This window comes from Pseudomonas sp. BP01 (assembly GCF_022760795.1).
Classification (GTDB): domain Bacteria; phylum Pseudomonadota; class Gammaproteobacteria; order Pseudomonadales; family Pseudomonadaceae; genus Aquipseudomonas; species Aquipseudomonas putida_Q.
Genome location: NZ_JAFBKA010000001.1, coordinates 171,928 through 191,840 on the forward strand (window position 1 = coordinate 171,928; position 19,913 = coordinate 191,840).

Sequence of the window (19,913 nt, forward strand, 5' to 3'; positions counted from 1 at the left end):
CCGCTACTCCTTACAGGGCGTTGATCAAAGTGGAGAAGGTTTCTTGCGCCGTCTTGATGATCTGCGACGACGCTGTGTAGTAATGCTGGAACTTCACCAGGCTGGCCGCCTCGTCATCGAGGTTGACCCCCGACACCGCGCTGCGGCTTTCGGTGGCCGACTTGAGCACCGCCTGGGTCGCCGTGGTGTCGATGGTGGCCTGGCTGGCTTTGGCCCCTACTCGCTCGACCAGCGACGCGTAGGCCGAGGTAAAGCTGGTGCCAGTGCCAGAGTTGGTGCCCACGGTCGACTTGGTCTGCAAGTCCAGCAGCGCGTTGGCGTTGCGGTTGTCGGCCTTGCCGTCGGCATTGAACGACAGGGTGAAGCTGTCATTGGTCGCCGGGCTGCCGCCGATCGTGGTTTCAACGGCAAAAGTACGCGGCTTGCCGCTGGCGTCGAGTATCGGGTTGCCACTGGCGTCGCGCATTGGCACGGCGAGGGATAACTTGTTGTCCTGGCCAGGCACCACGCTGCCGGTGCCGATCTGGGTGCCCTTGGCATCGAACAGCTTGTAACCTTGGGCACCGCCACTGGCGGCGTCGAACACCACGCGCACCGGCATCGATTCGCGAATCGACTGCTGGATCAATGCGGTGTCTGCACCGCCATAGATATCCAGCGATTCGCCCAGCGTAGGCTGGGTGATAGTGCCAGTACCGCTGTTACCACTCCCCGCAGTCGCACTGACCGGCCCGGCAAAGGCCAGCTTGTTGGCATCGGTGAGGGTGGTGGCAATGCTACCGGCGGCGGCGCGGGTGGGGATGACCTTGAAGCTGTCGCCGGCTGCCAGGCCACCGCCTTTCAACGCCAGGCTGAAACCATCGATCACGGGGGCCGGGTCGGTATTCAGGTCGAAGCTGCCCATGTCGGTGCCGTCGGAACGGCGCACGCTGTACTGGTTGGCGCTGGTGAACTTCACCTCGTAGTCGTAGGTGGTCAGCGCACCGCTGTTGGCAATCGTCACATCCAGGTTGCCGGAGCCGGCACTGTTGTTCGACGAGGCCAGGCTGCGCTGGGCAATGGCGGTGGCGCTGTTGATGCTGGAGAACAGCGAGCTGCCGAACTGGCCATTGGCATCCAGGCCCTGCCCCAGCTGACTGTTGATGCTGTCGGCGACCACCAGGGCCACACGACCGAGTTCGTTCATCGACGGCGTCAGCACGTCCTGGCGATAACGCAGCAGGCCGCCAATCGCGCCACCGGAAACCACCGAGGTCACGTCCGAGCTGAACGAGTCATAGTTGATGCGCAGGCTGACCTGACTCTTGTCGGCCACACCCGGCTCCACCGACAGGGTGTTGGCCTTGGTACCGGTGACCAGCGACTGGCCGCTGCCCAGGTACACATCGTAGTTGCCGTCACGCTCCTGCACCGTCACCCCGACCAGCTCATTGAGCTGGCGCACGGCTTCGCTGCGTGCATCCAGCAGGCTGTTGGGGGTATTGCCGGAGGCACTGGCCGCCGTGATCTGCTTGTTGTACTCGGCAATGTTGGCGGTGAGCTTGTTCACCTGCCCTGCCATGGTATCGAGCTGGGAGTTGATCGTGGCGTTCTGCTGGGTCAGCTGGGTGCTCACCGCATTGAAACGGTTGCTCAAGGTTTGCGCCTGCGTCAGCAGCAGTTGCCGCGAGGCGACGTCGCCGGGCTTGGCCGCTGCGGTCTGCAGGGCCGAGAAGAACGCGGTAAGCACCGAGCTGATGCCGGTGTCGCGGTCGGCCAGCAGTTTGTCGACGCTGGTGATCTGGTCCTGGAAGGTGACCGAATCGGCCTGCAGCGAGGTGGCGGTCTGCAGCTGGTTGTCCAGGTAGGAGCTGTAGATGCGGCGCACATCCGCCAGCGTGGTCCCGGTGCCCAGGAAGCCAGCACCGATGTTATGCGAAGGGCCTGCTACCTGCTGCGTCTGCTGGCGCGAATAGCCACTGGTCGCGGCATTGGCGATGTTGTTACTGGTTACCGACAATGCCGCCTGGCTGGCATTCAGGCCACTCAGGCCGATCGAAATCAGGCTCGACATGATTTAGTCCTTTTATAGATTCGTGGTTCTGCCAGCCATGGCGTACTGCGGGGTTGTCTGCATTTGCTGGGCGATGCTGATGATCTTTTTCGCATAGCCTGGGTCGGTCGCGTAACCTGCCTTTTGCAGCTCTCTTGCAAACTGCTCTGGGTTATCGGCCGAGGCCAGCGCATCTTGATAGCGAGAATTGCCCTGCAGCAGGTTTACCAGGTCGTGGAAGCTGTCCTGGTACGAGTCATAGCTGCGGAACGCCGCGGTTTCCTTGACGAACTGGCCATCGCGGAACTCGCTGGTGATCGCCCGTGCCTGCTCACCCTGCCAGTTACCGCTGGCTTTGATGCCGAACAGGTTGTGGCTGCTGCTGCCATCGGTATTGCGCATTACCGACTTGCCCCAGCCGGTTTCCAGTGCGGCCTGGGCCACCAGGTAGCGCGGGTCGATACCAATGCGTTTGGCGGCTTGCTCGGCCATCGGCAGCATGGTGGCGACGAATTCGTCACTGTCGGCAAAGGCCTTGTTCGGCGCCAGCGGCGGCTGGGCCACGGCGCGGCCGACAATGCGCAGGCCGTTGTCCGGCACAGCGAAGGCCTTGGCCACTTGCTGGCCGTCACGGGCCGGCACGGCGGCGCTATTGGCCGTGGCGGCGGCCGGCACGATGCCGGCCAGCAGGCGGTCGGTGAGCTTGCTCGGCAAGGCCAGGCGACGCGAGTTGAGCGCGGCGACGTCGTTGCGGGTGGTGGCCGAGTCCGTGGCATGCACCGGCTCCGCCACCTTGTTGCCCCACAGCGCCGGGCCACTGCCGTCGGCACGCGGGAACGGGCTGGTATTGATCGACGCACTGCGGCCCTTGGTCAGCTGGCGCACCAGCACATCCTGCAGACCGATACCGCCACCTTCGCGGGACATGCTCACAGCCAGCTGCTGGTCGTACATGTCGCGGTACTGCTTGACCGTTTCGGTGTTCATCGGGTTGTCATCGGCCAGCACGTCGCTGGCCTTGCGCGAGGCCTTGAGCATTTCGCTGATGAACAGCGACTCGAACTCCTGGGCCACCTTGCGCACGTTGGCTTCGCTGTCGCGGTCGCCGTGCTTGAGGGCACTCAGGCGGTTGAGGTCGGTATAGGCGCCGCTGTCGGCACTGCCGGAGACCTGGCTTTTGATATTCATCCGCGCCGTCCTCAGATCACGATCAGGTCGGCCTGCAAGGCGCCGGCCTGTTTCAGGGCTTCGAGGATGGCCATCAGGTCGCCGGGCGCTGCGCCCACCTGGTTCACCGCACGGACGATCTCATCCAGCGTGGTGCCCGGGCCAAACTTGAACATCGGCTTGGCTTCCTGCTCGGCGTTCACCCGCGAGCGGGGTACCACGGCCGTCTGGCCATTGGAGAAGGCCCCCGGCTGGCTGACGATCGGGTCTTCGGTAATGGTCACGGTCAGGCTGCCGTGGGTCACCGCCGCAGGCGACACCTTGACGTTCTGGCCGATGACAATAGTGCCGGTGCGCGAGTTGATGATGACCTTGGCCACCGCCTGGCCCGGGTCGATTTCGAGGTTTTCGAGGATCGACAGGTAATCCACGCGCTGGCTGGGGTCCATCGGCGCACTGACCCGCACCGAACCACCGTCCACCGCCTGGGCCACACCTGGGCCGAGCAAGTCGTTGACCTTGTCGACGATGCGCTTGGCGGTGGTGAAGTCGGGTCGGTTGAGGTTCAGGGTCAAGGTATTGCCCTGGTTGAAGCCGCTCGGCACGGCCCGCTCGACACTGGCACCACCCGGGATGCGGCCGGCCGACGGAACGTTGACGGTAATCTTCGAGCCATCACGGCCTTCGGCGTCAAAGCCACCCACCACCAGGTTGCCCTGGGCGATGGCGTAGACGTTGCCGTCGATACCCTTGAGCGGGGTCATCAGCAGGCTGCCGCCACGCAGGCTCTTGGAGTTACCGATCGACGACACGGTAATGTCCACCACCTGGCCGGGCTTGGCGAACGCCGGCAGGTCGGCATGCACCGACACCGCCGCGACGTTCTTCAGCTGCACGTTGCCGGAGCCGGCCGGCACCTTGATGCCGAACTGCGACAGCATGTTGTTGAAGGTTTGCAGGGTAAACGGTGTCTGGGTGGTCTGGTCACCCGTGCCGTTCAGCCCCACCACCAGGCCGTAACCGATCAACTGGTTGGAACGCACGCCAGAAATGCTGGCGATGTCCTTCAGGCGCTCTGCCTGCGCACCGAAGGCACAGGACAGGAGCAGGGTTGCGGCAATCAGCTGCCTCACGTTGAACATGGTCATCCGTACTCAGAAAGGCCAAAGCGGGCTGATGAAGAAGCGGTCCAGCCACCCGGGCTGGCTGGCATCGGCGAACGAGCCGGTACCGGAATAAGTGATGCGCGCGTCGGCCACACGGGTGGACGGCACGGTGTTGTCGGTGGCGATGTCATCGGCGCGGATCATGCCGGCAATGCGCACCAGCTCTTCGCCGGTGTTCAGGGTCAGCCACTTCTCGCCGCGCACGGCGATGATGCCGTTGGGCAGCACCTCAGCCACGGTCACGGTAATCGAACCGGTCAGGGTGTTGCCCTGGGTGGCCTTGCTGTCGCCCTTGGTGGCGCGCTCGCCGTTGTAGCCGGCCTCCAGCGACAGGTCACCGCCGCCGAACGGGTTGTTGGTGTTCGGTGTGCTGCCAAACAGCGAGGTCAGGCCGATGTCGGCCTTGCTGTTCTTCTGGATCTGCGAACCTGCGTTCTTGCTGGCCGAGGTTTTCTCGTTAAGGGTGATGGTGATGATGTCACCCACCCGGAACGCCTTGCGGTCGCTGTACAGGTTCTGCTCGAAGCCGGCCTGGTAGATGGAACCGTTGTTGGCCGCTGCCGGCAACGGGGTGCGCGGCAGTACCGGCGCGTAGTACGGGTCGTTGGGCTTGGGCGTCGGGCCGACGCAACCTGCCAGCAACACCGCCCCCCCCAGGGCGAACACGGACAACAGACGATTCATGGTGCATACCTCACGGGTGTAACGAAGCGACAGGGCTTAGAGCTGTTGAGTCACGAACGACAGCATCTGGTCGGCGGTGGAGATGACCTTGGAGTTCATCTCGTAGGCGCGCTGGGTGGTGATCATGTTCACCAGCTCTTCCACGGTGCTGACGTTGGAGTTTTCCAGGGTCTGCTGCTGGGTGGTGCCGAAACCGTTCAGGCCCGGGGTGCCGACTTGCGGCGCGCCACTGGCGGCAGTTTCCAGGAACAGGTTGTCGCCGATGGCCTGCAGGCCGGCCGGGTTGATGAAGTCGGCGGTCTGGATGTTGCCGATCACTTGCGCCGCCGGGTTGCCGGCCGTGGTGATCGATACGGTGCCGTCCTGGCCGACGGTGAAGGTTTGCGCGTCGTTCGGCACGACAACGGCAGGCTCGAGGGCGTAGCCGTTAGCGGTGACGATCTGGCCGTCGGAGTTCAGGTGGAAGGTGCCGTCACGGGTGTACGACACGGTGCCGTCCGGCTGCAGGATCTGGAAGAAGCCACGGCCGTTGACTGCCATGTCCAGCGGGTTCTCGGTGGTTTGCAGGCTGCCGGCGACGAAGCTCTTCTGGGTGCCGACAATGCGCACACCGGTACCGACCTGCAGGCCCGAAGGCAGCTCGCTGTCCTGGGTCGACTGCGCACCAGGCTGACGCTTGATCTGGTAGAGCAGGTCTGCGAACTCGGCACGGTCACGCTTGAAGCCGGTGGTGGAAACGTTGGCCAGGTTGTTGGAAATGACCGTCAGGTTGGTGTCCTGGGCGGACAGGCCGGTTTTAGCGACCCAAAGAGCCGGAAGCATGTTGTTTCTCCTCGTGCGCCTGTTTTACGGCACCCGTTCAAAAGTGATTAGCCGATTTGCAAAACCCGAGCCATGGCTTCGTCGCCTTCCTTGGCCGTGTTCATCATCTTGACGTGCAGTTCGAACTGGCGGGACAGCGCCAGCACCGAGGTCATTTCCTCGACAGCGTTGACGTTGCTGCCTTCCAGGAAGCCCGCCACCACCCGCACGTTGACGTCGGCGTCGGCCGGCTGGCCAGAGGTGGTGTGGATCAGACCGTCCAGGCCTTTAGTCAGGCCTTTGGTGTCCGGGTTGACCAGCTTGATGCGGTCGACCTCGGCCATCACCCGCGGGTCTTCACCCATGGAGCGAATGCTGAGGGTGCCGTCGGCGCCGACCTCAACCTTCTGCTCCGGCGGGATGGCAATAGGGCCACCGTTGCCGATCACCGGCATGCCGTTGCCGGCACGCAGCACGCCGAGGGCGTCGATGTTCAGGCTGCCGGTACGCACGTAGGCTTCGCTGCCGTCCGGTGCCTGCACGGCGATGAAACCCTTGCCGGTCACGGCAACATCCAGGTCACGACCCGTCTCGACCAACGGGCCTTCGCTGAAGTCGGTGGCCGGGCGTTCGGTCATGGCAAAGGCGCGCGCCGGAAAGCTGTCGCCGAACACCGGCATCGAACGCGCCTGTTCCAGGTCGCGCTGAAAACCGTTGGTGGAAATGTTCGCCAGGTTGTTGGCGTGGGCCTTTTGCGCCAGCGCGTTCTGGCTGGCGCCGGTCATGGCCACATAAAGCAACTTGTCCACAGTATCTCCTCTGCGCGTCGCTGCCGCGCTGTCACTGGGCAGGTCCGAAGCAATAATCGAACCAAGTCTTAAACCGCCTGTTTACGGGGGTTTCAGCGCGGCAAGGGGCAACAAACGTCAGTTTGTCGGCGGATGTTTGCCGCCTGCGGCAAAGGTTGGCTAGTGGCTGCGGCAGGCAGCGTTGTTGTAGGGGCCCGAATGGCGCACCCAGCCTTCGCCCAGCTTGTTGGCCGAGCACATGTAGCGGCCGGTCACCAGGCTTTGCCAGAGATAGAACGGGGCGGGAGCAGCCGACAGCGGTAAGGCCATGGCCAGGAGGGCGGTAAGCATTAGCCGTTTCATGGGCGTGAACCTTGATAAACCTGGGGCCGCTTTGCGGCCCATCGCCGGCAAGCCAGCTCCCACAGAGGATTGCAACCTCCAGTGTGAGCTGGCTTGCCGGCAATGGGCTGCAATGCAGCCCCAATTACAGACAAAACCACACTAGCAGACGACCATCAGGTCATCTGAATGATGGTCTGCATGATGGTGCTTTCGGTAGATATGGTCTTGGCGTTGGCCTGGTAGTTGCTCTGAGCCTTGATCAGGTTGACCAGCTCGCCGGTCAGGTCGACGTTGGAGTCCTCCAGCGCACCACCCGAGATCTGGCCCAGGGTACCGGTGTCCGGGGCGCCGATCACCGGCACGCCCGAAGCGTAGGACTCTTTCCAGTTGGTGCCGCCAATCGGCGTCAGGCCCTGCAGGTTGGCGAAGTTGGCAATGGCCACCTGACCAATCACCTTGTCCTTGCCGTTGGTGAAGCTGGCGAACAGGTAGCCGTTCTGGTCAATGCTCAGCCCTGAAAGCTCACCGGTGGCGAAGCCATCCTGGGACTTGGCAATTTCTGCAGACGACGCGTTGTATTGGGTAGCGCCCAGCATGTCCAGCTTCACACCATCCGCATTAGCGATGGCGCCATTGGCGGACCACTCACCGGCGGCATTTTTCTGCGCAGGGATCCAGTCATTCAGCCGGAACATCTTGTCCTCACCCACGCTCAGACCGCCTGCGACATCACCCGCAGTCAGCGCATTCTTGTCCAGCGTACCATCCGACTTGAAGGGCACCGCATTGACCAACGGCGTGGTGGAAGCCGGATCTGTCGGGTTGCGACCATCGATGGTGGTGTGCATGGACCAGGTGTTGGTCGCATCGTCCTTGATGAAATATTGATTCATCTGGTGTTCATTGCCCTGGCTGTCATACACCGGGGTATTGAACGTGAAGTTGTAGGAACTTGCGTTGGTGGGGTCAAACGGCGTTATCGACGGGGAGGTTGCGGCTGAGTTGAGGTTGATCTTCTCCGTGATGAGGCTGGTCGGCTTCGGCGTAAGGTTGGAAGTGTCGATCTGCAGATTGGTCAGCACGCCCTGGATGATTTTGCCGTCCTCGCCCACTGCATAACCTTGCAGGTTGGCCCCCCCGGCATTTACCACATAACCTTGCTTGTCGCTGTAGAACGCCCCGGCACGGGTGTAGATTTTCGAGCCGTTGTCGTTCAGGGCGAAGAAGCCGTTGCCATCGATGGCCATGTCCAGCGCCTGGCCGGTTGCATTGATGTTGCCTGGCGTGAACAACTGCGAAACCGCGGCGGTCTTTACCCCTGTGCCGATCACTGTCTTGCCGGCACTGGTACCACGAACGGAGTTGGAGTACTGGTCGGCGAACTCGGCGCGCGACGACTTGAAGCCGGTGGTGGCGACGTTGGCAATGTTGTTGCCGGTAACGTTCAGGGCCTTGTTTGCTGCATAGAGGCCGCTAAGGCCGATATTGAAAGACATGTGTAACTCCTGTCGTTTTGCTCAGGCCCTAGATGCCGATGCTTTGGATTTTGGAAAGCGCAACACTGCCCAGCCCAGCCAGGTTGAGTGTCATCTCAGAACCGTTGGTGCCCATGGTCACACTGGTGACCGAGGCCGGCAGGTTGGTGGTCATGGCCGTGGCCTGGCCGTCGATCGAGGCAGTGGCCTTGAAGCTGTAGGTACCTGCTGCCACTGCTTCGCCGTCGTCGTCCAGGCCGTTCCAGGTGAAGTCGATCTTGCCGGCTTTCTGAGTACCCAGGTCGAGGGTGCGCACCAGCTTGTCGTCCTTGTCGTAGATACCCACCGAAGTAGCGGTGCTGGACGACGTCAGGTTGACCGTGCCTTTCATATCCTTGCTGGTGTCGACCACCGCCTTGTCGGTCTGCACAATCACATTGCGCCCGACCAGTGACGAAGCCTGCAGCGCCTGGGAGGACTGCAGCCCTGCCGCGATGTAGGTCACCGAGTCATTGAGCGACTGCATGCTCTCGAGGCTGCTGAACTGCGCCAGCTGCGCCACGAACTCGCCGTTTTCCTGTGGGTCGAGCGGGTTCTGGTTCTTCATCTGGGTAACCAGCAACTGCAGGAAAGCATCCTTGCCCAGCGCGCTGCCGGCAGCGCCGGTGCTGCTGTCGGCTTTCGACGTCTGCTTCTGCAGCGAAGTCAGGTACGCGCTGCTGACGTCAGAGGTGGAGTTGGTAGTGGTCATGTCGGCTTCCTATCACTGCCCCAGGGTCAGGACTTTCTGCATCATGCTCTTGGCCGTGTTCATCAGCTCGGCGTTGGTCTGGAACGCACGGCTGGCAGAGATCATGTCTGCCATCTCCTCGACCACGTTGACGTTCGGGTAGTAGACGTAGCCGTCCTTGTTCGCCGCCGGGTGGTTTGGCTCGTAGCGTGCTTCCAGGGTGCTCTGGTCCTCGACGATGCCTTTTACCTGCACGCCCTGCCCTGCTTCGCCCTGGTCTTCGAACAGCGACTGGCTGCCGCCGGCTTGCGCATCCTGGAAGGTGGTGGCGAACACCGGGTGGCGAGCGCGGTAGGTCTGATCGATGCTCGACGAGACGGTTTCGGCGTTGGCAATGTTGGAAGCCACGGTGTTCAGGCGCGTGTTTTGCACGCTCATGCCGCTACCGGCAATGTTGAAGACACTGGAAAGGGACATGGTTATTCTCCCCGCAGGGCCGATACCAGCCCTTTGAATTTGCTGTTGAGCAAGGTGAAGCTGGCCTGGAAGCCAATGGCGTTTTCGGTGTAGTTCGATTGCTCGATCTGCGCGTCCACGGTGTTCTGGTCGATCGACGGCTGCAGCGGCGTGCGGTACTTGAGGGTATCGTCGCCCGCAATGGCGAGGCCTTCGGCTTCGATGTGGCGGCTATTGGTGCGGTCCATGGCGAAACGGCCGCTTTGCTGCTTGTCGCTTTCGGCGGCCAGCACAGAGGCGAAGTCCATGTCACGCGCCTTGTAATTGGGCGTGTCGGCGTTGGCGATGTTGTTGGCCAGCACTTCGGCGCGCTGGGCGCGGAAGCCCATGGCCTTTTCGTGGATACCAAGCGCCTTGTCGAAGCTGATGCTCATGTCGGGGAAACCTTCGGAGGTTGACCGGAATTTCGTTGAGCAAGGTATAGCAAGGGCTGTGCCAACCCGTGCAAAGCCCACAAATACGGGGCTACGAGGCACAGTGCTGTCAGGGTGATGCCAGAAAAGCGGCAAAGGCCTTCCGCCCTGGGCGGCGAAAGCGGCAATTGTCGGGCGGCAAAAGCGGCAAACCAAAAAATTGACGTCAGTGTTTGCCCTGTACCGGCCCCTTCGCGGGTGAACCCGCTCCCACAGGGGTCTGCACAGTTTTCGAATCTGGTGCGGTACCTGTGGGAGCGGGTTCACCCGCGAAGAGGCCGGAGCAGGCCAACAAAAAAGGCCGGCAGTTTTCGCTGCCGGCCTTCTTGATTACTTGGCCTGGTAGATGATCCCCGGGCTGCACTGGACCATCTGGTAATGGTCCGGCAACCCGTTCAGCGCTTCCGAAGCGCCAAGGAACAGGTAGCCGCCTGGCTTAAGGGTGCTGTGAATGCGCAGCAGGATGTCCCGCTTCACCTGCGCCGAGAAGTAGATCAGCACGTTACGGCAGAACACGATGTCGAACTTGCCCAGGCTGGCATAGCTGTCCAGCAGGTTGAACGAGCGGAACTCGACGCGGCTGCGAATCGCCGGTTTGATCGCCCAGCGCCCCGCTCCCTTGGGGTCGAAGTAGCGCTGCAGGCGTTCCTGGGACAGGCCGCGGGCAATGGCCAGGCTGTCATACTCACCGGTCTTGCAGTTGGTGAGCATGGTGCCGGACAGGTCGGTGGCAACGATCTGCGCGCCCATCTTCAACTGGCCAAGGTTGCTGCGCTCGAATTCGTCGATGGCCATCGAGATGGAATACGGCTCCTGCCCCGACGAACAAGCCGCCGACCACATGCGCAGGCGCTGGCCGGGGTTGTTGCGGATGAACTCGGGGATCACCTTGTTCTTCAGCACTTCGAACGGGTAGGTATCGCGAAACCACAGGGTCTCGTTGGTGGTCATGGCATCGACCACCTGCTCGCGCAAACCACTGCGCGGCTGGGCCTGGATGCGCTGCACCAGCTCGCCCAGGCTCTTGATGCCCTGTTGTTCCATCAGCTTGTTGAGACGGCTGGAAACCAGGTACTGCTTATTTTCGCCCAGCAGGATGCCACAGGCTTTCTCCAGGAATACCCGGAACTGTTCGAAATCCAAATTACCCGTAGACACTCTTGCCGCCTCTTTTCAATCACTGGTGCCGGGGGCCTGCCCCCGGCTGCTTCAATGCGCTGCCTTGATCCGGTCGACCACCCGTTGGGCCAGGTCGTCCGGCTTGAACTTGGCCAGAAAGTCATCGGCGCCGACCTTCTTGACCATTGCCTGGTTGAACACCCCGGAAAGCGAAGTATGCAGGCAGATGTGCAATTTTTGCATGCGCGGGTCGCTGCGGATCTCCGCCGTTAGCGTATAGCCGTCCATTTCCGGCATTTCAATGTCCGAGATCATCATCAGGAACTCTTCTTCAGGCTTTTTGCCCTCATCCACCAGCTGGCGCAGGTAGTTCAGGGCCTGGCGGCCATCGTTGAGTGCCACGACCTCCACCCCCACGGTCTGCAGGCAACGGCTGACCTGCTTGCGCGCCACCGACGAATCGTCCACGGTCAGCACCCGCATCAGCACGGCCTTGTCCTGCGTCTCGGCATCGATCACCCCAGCCGATACAGACTCGGACGACGGCGACACTTCGGCCAGCACCTTCTCCACATCGATGATCTCGACCATGCGGTTGTCCACCCGGGTGACCGCAGTCAGGTAGTGGTCACGGCCGGTGCCCTTGGGTGGCGGGTGGATCTCTTCCCAGTTCATGTTGACGATGCGCTCCACCGAGTGCACCAAGAAGCCTTGGGTCTTGGTGTTGTACTCGGTGATGATCACGAAGCTGTTGCGCGTCTCTTCCTGCAGCGGGCGCATCCCGGTGGCCATCGACAAGTCGAGGATCGGGATGGTCGCCCCGCGAATGTTGGCAACGCCACGCACCACCGGGTGCGCCTTGGGCAGCAGGGTCAGCGCAGGGCATTGCAGCACTTCCCTGACCTTGAACACGTTGATGCCGTATAGCTGTTCGCCATTGAGGCGGAACAGCAGCAATTCCAGGCGATTCTGCCCCACCAGCTGCGTGCGCTGGTTGACCGAATCCATAACACCCGCCATGCCAGACTCCTTAATCTTTCAGCCTTTCGTTGCAACTCAGGTTACGAGTCGGCACGGGCTTTGCTTTTTTGAGCGTCATGCATACGAAAACGACAATTTTCCGACGATTGACGCGCCTGCTGACTGGCTCGCTGGCCACGTTGTGCCTGCTGGCGCCCGGCGTTCGCACGGTAGCGGACGCGCTCACCTTGCCTGAACAGCTTATCGGTGTCACCCAAGGGTTTCTTGAATTCACCGTCGAAGATTACCTGGCCACCACCCAGACCGCCGGCCGTTATGAAATCCAGGTCAACCCGCTGGACCCACGCCTGCGCATGCCGTTGTGCAGCCAGCAGCTGGACGCCTCGCTGGAAAGCCCCGCCCTGCCGCTTGGCCGGGTGACAGTACGGGTACGCTGCGACAGCGCGGCGCCGTGGACGGTGTTTGTCCCGGCCACGGTGCGGTTGTTCCGCGACGTGGTGGTGGTCACCCGCCCGCTCAAGCGTGACAACACGGTGGGCGAAGGCGACGTGGCCCTGCGCGAGCGCGATGTGGGCACCCTTGGCCAGGGTTTTCTGACCGAACTGGACCAGGCGGTGGGCATGAAGATGCTGCGCCCCACGGTCATCGACCAGGTGCTTACCCCGCAGCACCTGGAGCAGGCCGAGGTGGTGCGCAAGGGCGACCAGGTAGTGATCATCGCCCGCAGCGGCAGCCTGAGCGTGCGCATGCCGGGCGAGGCCTTGAGCAAGGGCGGCCTGAGCGAACAGATACGGGTACGCAACCTGAATTCCAAACGGGTGGTCAAGGCCAGGGTGACTGGCCCGGGCCAGGTCGAGGTGAGCATGTAGCCCGCCACAGATTGCGCTGGCAGTCAGGAACCGCTTTTCCTAAACTGTGTCAGAGAACGGGTTGGCGAGCTTGCTGACAGGCGGCCAAGCATTTGTGCCTAAAGTTTCTTTCGGGTTGGCCGAAAACAAGGCAAGCGTCCAAATACCCAGAGGTTTCTGATCATGGTCATCGACTTCAGTCGTTTGAATAACTCTCCGTCCGTCACGGGCGGCGTGCGCGGCAATACCGCGCCCGGCAGCGCCGAAAAACCGGCCGCCAGCCAGGAAGCAGCCAGCGGCACCAGCGCCAGCGGAGAAGCGGTACACCTCAGCCAAGAGGCACAGCAGTTGCAGAAGATCAGCGACAAGCTGCGCGACGAACCCGTGGTCAACAGCGCCCGTGTGGCCCAGTTGAAGCAGGCGATCGCCGACGGCAGCTATCAGGTCGATGCCGGCAAGATCGCCAGCAAACTGCTCGATTTCGAAGCCCAGCGCTGACCGTTCGGCGCGCTGACTTCACGGACGCTAAAAAAGCCAAGAGTTAGCCATGCACGACACCACCTTGCTGCAACTGATCGAAGATGACATTGCCCCGATGCAGGAACTGCTCGACCTTCTGAATAAAGAAGCGATCGCCCTGCATGGCCGCGACATGCCGCTGCTGGAACAGATCCTGGCGCGCAAGCAGTCGCTGATCATCTTGCTCGAGCAGCACGGCCAGCGCCGCAGCCAGTTGCTCGGCAGCCTGGGCCTGAGTGCCGATCGCACTGGCGTGCAAGCGGTAGCCGCACAATCGCCCCATGGCGAGGCGATGCTGCAGCGGCTGGACATGCTGTCGAAACTGATGGACGACTGCCAGCAGGTCAACCAGACCAACGGCCGGATCATCCAGGTGCAGCAACACGTCACCAACAACCAGATCAGAATCCTCATGGGCGGCGACTCGCCGTCGCTCTACGACAGCCGCGGCAGCACCTCGCTGCTGGCCAAGCCACGGGCCCTCAGCCAAGTGTGATTTTTCTATCAAGGCACGGAACATACTGGCAAAATGCCGTTACTTGCGTGTGTCGCTTTTGCCTGGAGAACGATAAGCCGTGTTCAATGAAACCGAAGCCCCGCAACCGCCAAAGGTGCTGAACACCCCCTTGGAGATTGCGGCCAACTTGCGGCAACTGCAGGAAAGCCACGACCCCCTGATCATCACCTTCCATGACCGCAGCCAGCGTTTCCAGAGTTATGTGGTGCACGTGGACCGTGAAAGCAACACCCTGGCACTGGACGAGATGATCCCGCGCGACGGTGAAAAATTCATCGAAAACGGCGAGCACTTCCGCGTTGAGGGCTTCCACGATGGCGTGCGCATCGCCTGGGAATGCAACCACGCGCTGAAGATCAGCGAAGTCGACGGCCACCGCTGCTACAGCGGTGCCATGCCGCAAGAAATGACCTACCACCAGCGCCGCAACGCCTTCCGCGCCGCGCTGAAGCTGTCGCAACTGGTCGACATCATGCTCGATGGCACCCACCTGAAGGGTAACGGCGCCCTGCGTGGCAAGCTGCTGGACATCTCGGCCACCGGCTGCAAACTGCGTTTTGAAGGCGACGTGGAAAGCCGCCTGCAACTGGGCCAGGTGTACGAGCGTTTCAAGGCGGGCAACCCGCTGGGCCTGGTGGACACCATGGTCGAACTGCGTCACCTGCATTATGAAGAGCACATCAACACCACCTTCGCTGGCGTGCGCTTCCATAACCTGAGCGGGCAGGCACAGCGCAAGGTCGAGAGCTTTGTGTACCAGCTGCAGCGTGAGGCGCGGCGGTTCGACAAGGACGACTATTGATCGTCGGCTGAATGCATAAACGCCACCTATCGAGGTGGCGTTTTCATTTGTGTTCTTCCAGTGCCGGCCCCTTCGCGGGCTTGCCCGCGAAGAGGCCGGTACAGGCTTACACCGACTTGCTGACCTCCTCCGGTTCAGCTGCTGGTTGCTCAGCCCCTTTATCTTCATCCTCGGTATCTTCCGCCGCCACCGGCGCCTGCATCACGTCCTGCACGGTCTGCTCATCCACACGTGGGTCCAGCGCTGCCGACAAGGGCGAACCGGCCGCCGGCATCGCCACGTGACCCAACGGCGCATCCTGCACCTGGTGCAGCCCGGTAACCGCTTTCGGCCGAATGCGCCACACCAGCACCAGGGCGAAGAACACGAAGAACGCATAGAGCATCTGCGGGCCCAGCACCTTCATCAGCACGCCCGCCGCCAGTGGCCCGATGCACGCGCCCACGCCATAGGTCACCAGCAGCATGGCCGTCAGCGACACCCGCCGCTCGCTTTCCACGTGGTCGTTGGAAAACGCCACCGCCAGCGGGTACAGGCAGAACTGCAGCAACGAAATCAGAAAGCCGATACCGAACAGCATCTCCAGCGGCACACTGGGCAGTATCGCCAATGGCGCAGCCGCCAGCGCCAGGCCTATTGCCACGCTGCGGATCAGCACCGCCCGGTCGTAACGGTCAGACAACCAGCCCAGCGGCCACTGCACCAGCAGGCCGGCAAAAATGCAGCTACCCATGAATAGACCGATCTGCTCGGTGGTCATCCCCTGGCTTGAGGCATACAACGGAGCCAGGCCGTAGAACGAGCCGACGATCAACCCCGAACCCAGTACCGTACTGAGCGACTGCGGCACGCGCTTGATGAAGAACTTCGGCTCCATCGGTGCCGGGCGCAAGGGCGCCGGGTGAATGCGCCGGGTCATTGCCACCGGCACCAGGCACAGGGCAAAACACATCGCCACCAGCATCAGCAGCTCCGGGCCAAGCTCAGGGTGCACCACCAGAATCAGCTGGCCGAGCACCAGCCCCAGGTACGAGGCAATCATGTAGCCGCTGAACACCGCACCGCGGTGTTTCACATCGGCCTGCTCGTTGAGCCAGCTCTCGATGACCATGTACTGGCACATCATCCCCAGGCCGACGATCATCCGCAGCCCGACCCAGGCCGGTAGCCAACTGGTCATGCCATGGCCAAGTACCGCCGCACCGACGATACCGGCGCAGGTGGCATAGGCGCGAATGTGCCCTACCCGGCCAATCAGCCGGTGGCCGACCTTGCCGCCGACGGCCAGGCCAAAGTAGTTGGCCGCCATCAACGCACCCACCCACAGGCTGTCGACATGGTCGGCCGCCAGGCGCAGGGCCAGGTAGGTACTGAGCAGGCCCGAGCCGATCAACATCATCAGCGCAGCGAAATACAACGACTGAAACGGCTTCCATACATTTCGCATACGTACCGAAAAGCTCCCTGGTCAGGTGGCGGTTGGGTGCTAGAAGCATAAGGGCAAAAACCGCGTCGCGCAGGCCCTCGGCAGCGAAATAGCGCTACCAGGGCGCGCCCGGTGCAGGTGGTGTCGCGATCAGGCCTGTGCCGCCAGCACCCGGCGCTCCCACGGGGTGATCTCGTCGAAGAAATCGGTCAGCTCCAGGGTTTTGCTGGCGATGTAGCCTTCGATGAACTCGCTGCCGAACAGTTCCCGTGCCAGCGCGCTGCGCTTGAGCCGTTCGAGGGCGGCATGCAGGGTACACGGCAGGCTCAGGTGCTCGGGCACTTCAAACTCGCCCTGTATGGCCGGCGATGGCTGCAGACGCTGCTCGATACCGTGCAACCCGGCGGCCAGGCTGGCGGCAATGGCCAGGTAGGGGTTGGCGTCGGCGCCGGGCAAGCGGTTTTCGACCCGCCGCGCTGCCGGTGCACTGGCCGGAATGCGCAAGCCGGCAGCGCGGTTGTCCTCGGACCAGCAGGCATTGTTTGGCGAGGCATAGGGGTGGCACAGGCGCTGATAGGAGTTGACGTTTGGCGCGAAAAGCGCAGTGAAATCGGCCATGCACGCCTGCAGGCCACCGATGAAATGGTGGAAGGTGTCGGTCGGCAGGCCTTGCTCGTCGCTGAACACGTTACGCCCGCTGCCTGTTTCGACTAGGCTCTGGTGGATGTGCATGGAGCTACCGGGGGTACGCGCCAGCGGCTTAGCCATACACACCACGGTCAGCCCATGCTTGAGCGCCACTTCCTTGAGCAGGTGCTTGAACAGGAACGTCTGGTCCGCCAGCACCAGCGGGTCGCCGTGCAGCAGGTTGATCTCGAACTGGCTGACGCCCATTTCGTGCATGAAGGTGTCACGGGGCAGGCCGAGCGCAGCCATGCACTGGTACACCTCTTGGAAGAACGGGCGCAGGCCGTTGTTGGAGCTGACACTGAACGCCGAATGGCCAAGCTCGCGGCGGCCATCGCTGCCTACGGGAGGCTGAAACGGCTGCTGCGGGTCGCTGTTGGGGGCAAAAACAAAGAATTCGAGTTCGGTCGCCACCACTGGCGCCAACCCCAGGGCCGCGTAGCGGGCAATCACCGCCTTGAGCTGGCCACGGGTAGACAGTGCCGAGGGCCGGCCATCCAGCTCAATGGCATCGCAGATGGCCAGGGCGCGGCCGTCGCTGCTCCAGGGCAGGCGATGGACCTGGCTGGGTGCGGCCACCAGCGCCAGGTCACCGTCGTCGCTGCCGTAGAATTTTGCCGGCGGGTAGCCGCCCATGATGCATTGCAGCAACACCCCCCGGGCCATTTGCAGGCGGCGGCCTTCAAGGAAGCCTTCGGCGGTCATCACCTTGCCACGCGGCACGCCATTGAGGTCGGGGGTGACGCATTCGATTTCATCGATGCCCTGAAGCTGAGCGGTGCTCATGACGCTTGTCCTTGTTGTTGTGCGCTTACAACAACATAGGCTGGGGGTGTTTAAAATATCAAGCACCCGCTTTAAACACCTGTACTGGCCTCTTCGCGGGTAAACCCGCTCCCACAGGGACTGCATAGTCTTCAAGACTTGTGGGGCCCCTGTGGGAGCGGGTTCACCCGCGAAGAGGCCGGTACATGAGCCAGCTATTCCCGCAAGGTCATGCCATTGGCCGGCAACGGCAGAGCGGTCTTGTACCGCACCTGCTTCAAGGCAAAACTCGAGCGGATATTGGCCACCCCCGGCAACCGCGTCAGGTAATCGAGAAACCGCTCCAGCGCCTGGATGCTCGGCAGCAGTACCCGCAACAGGTAATCCGGGTCCCCGGTCATCAGGTAGCACTCCATCACCTCGGGCCGCTCGGCAATCTCCTCCTCGAAGCGGTGCAGCGACTGCTCCACCTGCTTTTCCAGGCTGACATGGATGAACACGTTTACATCCAGCCCCAACACTTCGGGTGACAGCAACGTCACCTGCTGGCGGATTACCCCCAGTTCTTCCATGGCCCGCACCCGGTTGAAACAGGGCGTGGGCGACAGGTTGACCGAGCGTGCCAGCTCGGCGTTGGTAATGCGGGCGTTTTCCTGCAGGCTGTTGAGAATGCCGATATCGGTACGATCGAGTTTGCGCATGAGACAAAATCACCGGTTTTTTGTGTTTATGCGGAATGTTTATCTGCACCGCTCGGCAAAGGCAATCAACTTGAGAGAAAAATTCTCCTGCCGGACCACTAAGATGTAGATGACGCTGACCTACCAGTCACAAGCCGGTATTCAGCGGCGGCCGCTTCAGAGCTCACAAAAACAAATACCCGAGCGAGCGTAAAAAGCATGAACGAGTACGCCCCCCTGCGTTTGCATGTGCCCGAGCCCACCGGCCGGCCAGGCTGCCAGACCGATTTTTCCTACCTGCGCCTCAACGATGCAGGTCAAGCCCGTAAACCCCCTGTGGATGTCGATGCTGCCGACACCGCCGACCTGTCCTACAGCCTGGTCCGCGTGCTCGATGAGCAGGGCGACGCTCAAGGCCCGTGGGCCGAAGACATCGACCCGCAAATCCTGCGCCAAGGCATGCGTGCCATGCTCAAGACGCGGATCTTCGACAGCCGCATGGTGGTCGCCCAGCGCCAGAAGAAGATGTCCTTCTACATGCAGAGTCTGGGCGAAGAAGCCATCGGCAGCGGCCAGGCGCTGGCGCTGAACCGCACCGACATGTGCTTCCCTACCTACCGCCAGCAAAGCATCCTGATGGCCCGTGACGTGTCGCTGGTCGAGATGATCTGCCAGCTGCTGTCCAACGAACGCGACCCGCTCAAGGGCCGCCAGCTGCCGATCATGTACTCGGTACGCGAGGCTGGCTTCTTCACCATCAGCGGTAACCTGGCGACCCAGTTCGTGCAGGCGGTCGGCTGGGCCATGGCCTCGGCGATCAAGGGCGATACCAAGATCGCCTCGGCGTGGATCGGCGACGGTGCCACGGCCGAGTCAGACTTCCACACCGCCCTCACCTTTGCCCACGTATACCGCGCCCCGGTGATCCTCAACGTGGTCAACAACCAGTGGGCCATTTCGACCTTCCAGGCCATCGCCGGTGGCGAGTCGACCACCTTCGCCGGCCGTGGTGTGGGTTGCGGCATTGCCTCGCTGCGGGTTGACGGCAACGACTTCGTCGCCGTCTACGCCGCCTCGCGCTGGGCCGCCGAACGCGCCCGCCGCGGCCTGGGTCCAAGCCTGATCGAGTGGGTCACCTACCGTGCCGGCCCGCACTCGACCTCGGACGACCCCTCCAAGTACCGCCCTGCCGATGACTGGAGCCACTTCCCGCTGGGCGACCCGATCGTGCGCCTGAAGCAGCACCTGATCAAGATCGGCCACTGGTCCGAAGAAGAGCACCAGGCCACCACGGCCGAATTCGAGGCTGCGGTCATTGCCGCGCAAAAAGAAGCCGAGCAGTACGGCACCCTGGCCAACGGTCACATCCCGAGCGCCGCCTCGATGTTCGAGGACGTTTATAAGGAAATGCCCGACCACCTGCGCCGTCAACGCCAGGAACTGGGGGTTTGA

21 protein-coding genes are annotated in these 19,913 nt (G+C 62.2%); 5 read left to right on the forward strand and 16 right to left on the reverse strand.

Annotated features, from left to right (window positions below; translation table 11 throughout):
* Positions 1 to 10: 10 nt before the first annotated feature.
* The 13 genes from flgK to JOY50_RS00805 all read right to left on the reverse strand — a co-directional run bounded on the left by flgK (position 11) and on the right by JOY50_RS00805 (position 12,256).
* A complete protein-coding gene (gene flgK, locus JOY50_RS00745) occupies positions 11 to 2,053 on the reverse strand; it encodes a flagellar hook-associated protein FlgK (protein WP_132845456.1) in 2,043 nt (680 codons plus the stop codon).
* Between the two features lie 12 nt (positions 2,054 to 2,065).
* Positions 2,066 to 3,220 carry a flagellar assembly peptidoglycan hydrolase FlgJ gene (gene flgJ / locus JOY50_RS00750; RefSeq protein ID WP_243054645.1) on the reverse strand — a complete coding sequence of 385 codons (1,155 nt, stop codon included), beginning with the start codon at positions 3,218 to 3,220 and terminating at the stop codon, positions 2,066 to 2,068.
* Between the two features lie 11 nt (positions 3,221 to 3,231).
* On the reverse strand, positions 3,232 to 4,341 hold the full coding sequence (locus JOY50_RS00755) for a flagellar basal body P-ring protein FlgI (protein ID WP_025753854.1): 1,110 nt from the start codon (positions 4,339 to 4,341) through the stop codon (positions 3,232 to 3,234).
* A gap of 12 nt (positions 4,342 to 4,353) precedes the next feature.
* Positions 4,354 to 5,049 (reverse strand): flagellar basal body L-ring protein FlgH, encoded by a 696-nt coding sequence (gene flgH / locus JOY50_RS00760; RefSeq protein ID WP_016488460.1) that lies wholly within the window; start codon positions 5,047 to 5,049, stop codon positions 4,354 to 4,356.
* Between the two features lie 36 nt (positions 5,050 to 5,085).
* Complete coding sequence (gene flgG, locus JOY50_RS00765) at positions 5,086 to 5,871, reverse strand: flagellar basal-body rod protein FlgG (protein ID WP_012273525.1); 786 nt, start codon at positions 5,869 to 5,871, stop codon at positions 5,086 to 5,088.
* 47 nt (positions 5,872 to 5,918) lie between these two features.
* Positions 5,919 to 6,659, reverse strand: coding sequence for a flagellar basal body rod protein FlgF (locus JOY50_RS00770; RefSeq protein ID WP_019471397.1), 741 nt, complete (start codon positions 6,657 to 6,659; stop codon positions 5,919 to 5,921).
* 159 nt (positions 6,660 to 6,818) lie between these two features.
* Positions 6,819 to 6,989, reverse strand: a complete 171-nt coding sequence (locus tag JOY50_RS00775) for a hypothetical protein (RefSeq protein WP_019471396.1) — start codon at positions 6,987 to 6,989, stop codon at positions 6,819 to 6,821.
* A gap of 167 nt (positions 6,990 to 7,156) precedes the next feature.
* Positions 7,157 to 8,479: a flagellar hook protein FlgE gene (flgE, locus tag JOY50_RS00780; RefSeq protein WP_132845461.1), complete on the reverse strand. Its 1,323-nt coding sequence runs from the start codon at positions 8,477 to 8,479 to the stop codon at positions 7,157 to 7,159.
* A 28-nt stretch (positions 8,480 to 8,507) separates the two neighbouring features.
* Complete coding sequence (flgD, locus tag JOY50_RS00785) at positions 8,508 to 9,209, reverse strand: flagellar hook assembly protein FlgD (protein ID WP_132845464.1); 702 nt, start codon at positions 9,207 to 9,209, stop codon at positions 8,508 to 8,510.
* A gap of 12 nt (positions 9,210 to 9,221) precedes the next feature.
* Positions 9,222 to 9,665 carry a flagellar basal body rod protein FlgC gene (flgC, locus tag JOY50_RS00790; protein WP_243054646.1) on the reverse strand — a complete coding sequence of 148 codons (444 nt, stop codon included), beginning with the start codon at positions 9,663 to 9,665 and terminating at the stop codon, positions 9,222 to 9,224.
* Between the two features lie 2 nt (positions 9,666 to 9,667).
* Positions 9,668 to 10,078, reverse strand: a complete 411-nt coding sequence (gene flgB, locus JOY50_RS00795) for a flagellar basal body rod protein FlgB (protein ID WP_019471392.1) — start codon at positions 10,076 to 10,078, stop codon at positions 9,668 to 9,670.
* 369 nt (positions 10,079 to 10,447) lie between these two features.
* Positions 10,448 to 11,275, reverse strand: coding sequence for a protein-glutamate O-methyltransferase CheR (gene cheR / locus JOY50_RS00800; protein ID WP_132845467.1), 828 nt, complete (start codon positions 11,273 to 11,275; stop codon positions 10,448 to 10,450).
* A gap of 51 nt (positions 11,276 to 11,326) precedes the next feature.
* A complete protein-coding gene (locus JOY50_RS00805) occupies positions 11,327 to 12,256 on the reverse strand; it encodes a chemotaxis protein CheV (protein ID WP_019471390.1) in 930 nt (309 codons plus the stop codon).
* Positions 12,257 to 12,333: 77 nt separating this feature from the next.
* On the opposite strand from JOY50_RS00805, the gene flgA reads away from it, so the two are divergent.
* The 4 genes from flgA to JOY50_RS00825 all read left to right on the forward strand — a co-directional run bounded on the left by flgA (position 12,334) and on the right by JOY50_RS00825 (position 14,903).
* Positions 12,334 to 13,086: a flagellar basal body P-ring formation chaperone FlgA gene (gene flgA, locus JOY50_RS00810; RefSeq protein ID WP_019471389.1), complete on the forward strand. Its 753-nt coding sequence runs from the start codon at positions 12,334 to 12,336 to the stop codon at positions 13,084 to 13,086.
* A 162-nt stretch (positions 13,087 to 13,248) separates the two neighbouring features.
* Positions 13,249 to 13,563, forward strand: a complete 315-nt coding sequence (gene flgM, locus JOY50_RS00815; protein WP_132845469.1) for a flagellar biosynthesis anti-sigma factor FlgM — start codon at positions 13,249 to 13,251, stop codon at positions 13,561 to 13,563.
* Between the two features lie 49 nt (positions 13,564 to 13,612).
* The gene (locus JOY50_RS00820; protein ID WP_019471387.1) at positions 13,613 to 14,080 is read left to right on the forward strand and encodes a flagella synthesis protein FlgN; all 468 of its coding nucleotides are present in this window, start codon (positions 13,613 to 13,615) and stop codon (positions 14,078 to 14,080) included.
* Between the two features lie 79 nt (positions 14,081 to 14,159).
* Positions 14,160 to 14,903, forward strand: a complete 744-nt coding sequence (locus JOY50_RS00825) for a flagellar brake protein (protein ID WP_243054647.1) — start codon at positions 14,160 to 14,162, stop codon at positions 14,901 to 14,903.
* A 106-nt stretch (positions 14,904 to 15,009) separates the two neighbouring features.
* On the opposite strand, the gene JOY50_RS00830 is transcribed toward JOY50_RS00825, so the two are convergent.
* The 3 genes from JOY50_RS00830 to bkdR all read right to left on the reverse strand — a co-directional run bounded on the left by JOY50_RS00830 (position 15,010) and on the right by bkdR (position 18,482).
* Positions 15,010 to 16,350: an MFS transporter gene (locus tag JOY50_RS00830; RefSeq protein WP_138737283.1), complete on the reverse strand. Its 1,341-nt coding sequence runs from the start codon at positions 16,348 to 16,350 to the stop codon at positions 15,010 to 15,012.
* 129 nt (positions 16,351 to 16,479) lie between these two features.
* Entirely contained in the window at positions 16,480 to 17,721 is a 1,242-nt protein-coding gene (locus JOY50_RS00835; protein WP_165931642.1) for a glutamine synthetase family protein, read from the reverse strand.
* A 275-nt stretch (positions 17,722 to 17,996) separates the two neighbouring features.
* Positions 17,997 to 18,482 (reverse strand): Bkd operon transcriptional regulator BkdR, encoded by a 486-nt coding sequence (gene bkdR, locus JOY50_RS00840; protein ID WP_003254485.1) that lies wholly within the window; start codon positions 18,480 to 18,482, stop codon positions 17,997 to 17,999.
* 198 nt (positions 18,483 to 18,680) lie between these two features.
* Here bkdR and JOY50_RS00845 point away from each other — a divergent pair, with 198 nt between their 5' ends.
* Positions 18,681 to 19,913, forward strand: coding sequence for a 3-methyl-2-oxobutanoate dehydrogenase (2-methylpropanoyl-transferring) subunit alpha (locus JOY50_RS00845; RefSeq protein WP_016498508.1), 1,233 nt, complete (start codon positions 18,681 to 18,683; stop codon positions 19,911 to 19,913).

Bases quoted from the DNA above. Each gene is read 5' to 3' on its own strand.
- flgC (WP_243054646.1), bottom strand. From the start codon at position 9,665: ATGTCCCTTTCCAGTGTCTTCAACATTGCCGGTAGCGGCATGAGCGTG.
- flgA (WP_019471389.1), top strand. From the start codon at position 12,334: ATGCATACGAAAACGACAATTTTCCGACGATTGACGCGCCTGCTGACT.
- JOY50_RS00805 (WP_019471390.1), bottom strand. From the start codon at position 12,256: ATGGCGGGTGTTATGGATTCGGTCAACCAGCGCACGCAGCTGGTGGGG.
- JOY50_RS00835 (WP_165931642.1), bottom strand. From the start codon at position 17,721: ATGACCGCCGAAGGCTTCCTTGAAGGCCGCCGCCTGCAAATGGCCCGG.
- flgH (WP_016488460.1), bottom strand. From the start codon at position 5,049: ATGAATCGTCTGTTGTCCGTGTTCGCCCTGGGGGGGGCGGTGTTGCTG.
- JOY50_RS00755 (WP_025753854.1), bottom strand. From the start codon at position 4,341: ATGTTCAACGTGAGGCAGCTGATTGCCGCAACCCTGCTCCTGTCCTGT.
- flgB (WP_019471392.1), bottom strand. From the start codon at position 10,078: ATGAGCATCAGCTTCGACAAGGCGCTTGGTATCCACGAAAAGGCCATG.
- flgE (WP_132845461.1), bottom strand. From the start codon at position 8,479: ATGTCTTTCAATATCGGCCTTAGCGGCCTCTATGCAGCAAACAAGGCC.
- flgJ (WP_243054645.1), bottom strand. From the start codon at position 3,220: ATGAATATCAAAAGCCAGGTCTCCGGCAGTGCCGACAGCGGCGCCTAT.
- JOY50_RS00775 (WP_019471396.1), bottom strand. From the start codon at position 6,989: ATGCTTACCGCCCTCCTGGCCATGGCCTTACCGCTGTCGGCTGCTCCC.
- flgD (WP_132845464.1), bottom strand. From the start codon at position 9,209: ATGACCACTACCAACTCCACCTCTGACGTCAGCAGCGCGTACCTGACT.
- JOY50_RS00845 (WP_016498508.1), top strand. From the start codon at position 18,681: ATGAACGAGTACGCCCCCCTGCGTTTGCATGTGCCCGAGCCCACCGGC.
- flgK (WP_132845456.1), bottom strand. From the start codon at position 2,053: ATGTCGAGCCTGATTTCGATCGGCCTGAGTGGCCTGAATGCCAGCCAG.
- flgM (WP_132845469.1), top strand. From the start codon at position 13,249: ATGGTCATCGACTTCAGTCGTTTGAATAACTCTCCGTCCGTCACGGGC.
- JOY50_RS00830 (WP_138737283.1), bottom strand. From the start codon at position 16,350: ATGCGAAATGTATGGAAGCCGTTTCAGTCGTTGTATTTCGCTGCGCTG.
- bkdR (WP_003254485.1), bottom strand. From the start codon at position 18,482: ATGCGCAAACTCGATCGTACCGATATCGGCATTCTCAACAGCCTGCAG.
- JOY50_RS00820 (WP_019471387.1), top strand. From the start codon at position 13,613: ATGCACGACACCACCTTGCTGCAACTGATCGAAGATGACATTGCCCCG.
- flgG (WP_012273525.1), bottom strand. From the start codon at position 5,871: ATGCTTCCGGCTCTTTGGGTCGCTAAAACCGGCCTGTCCGCCCAGGAC.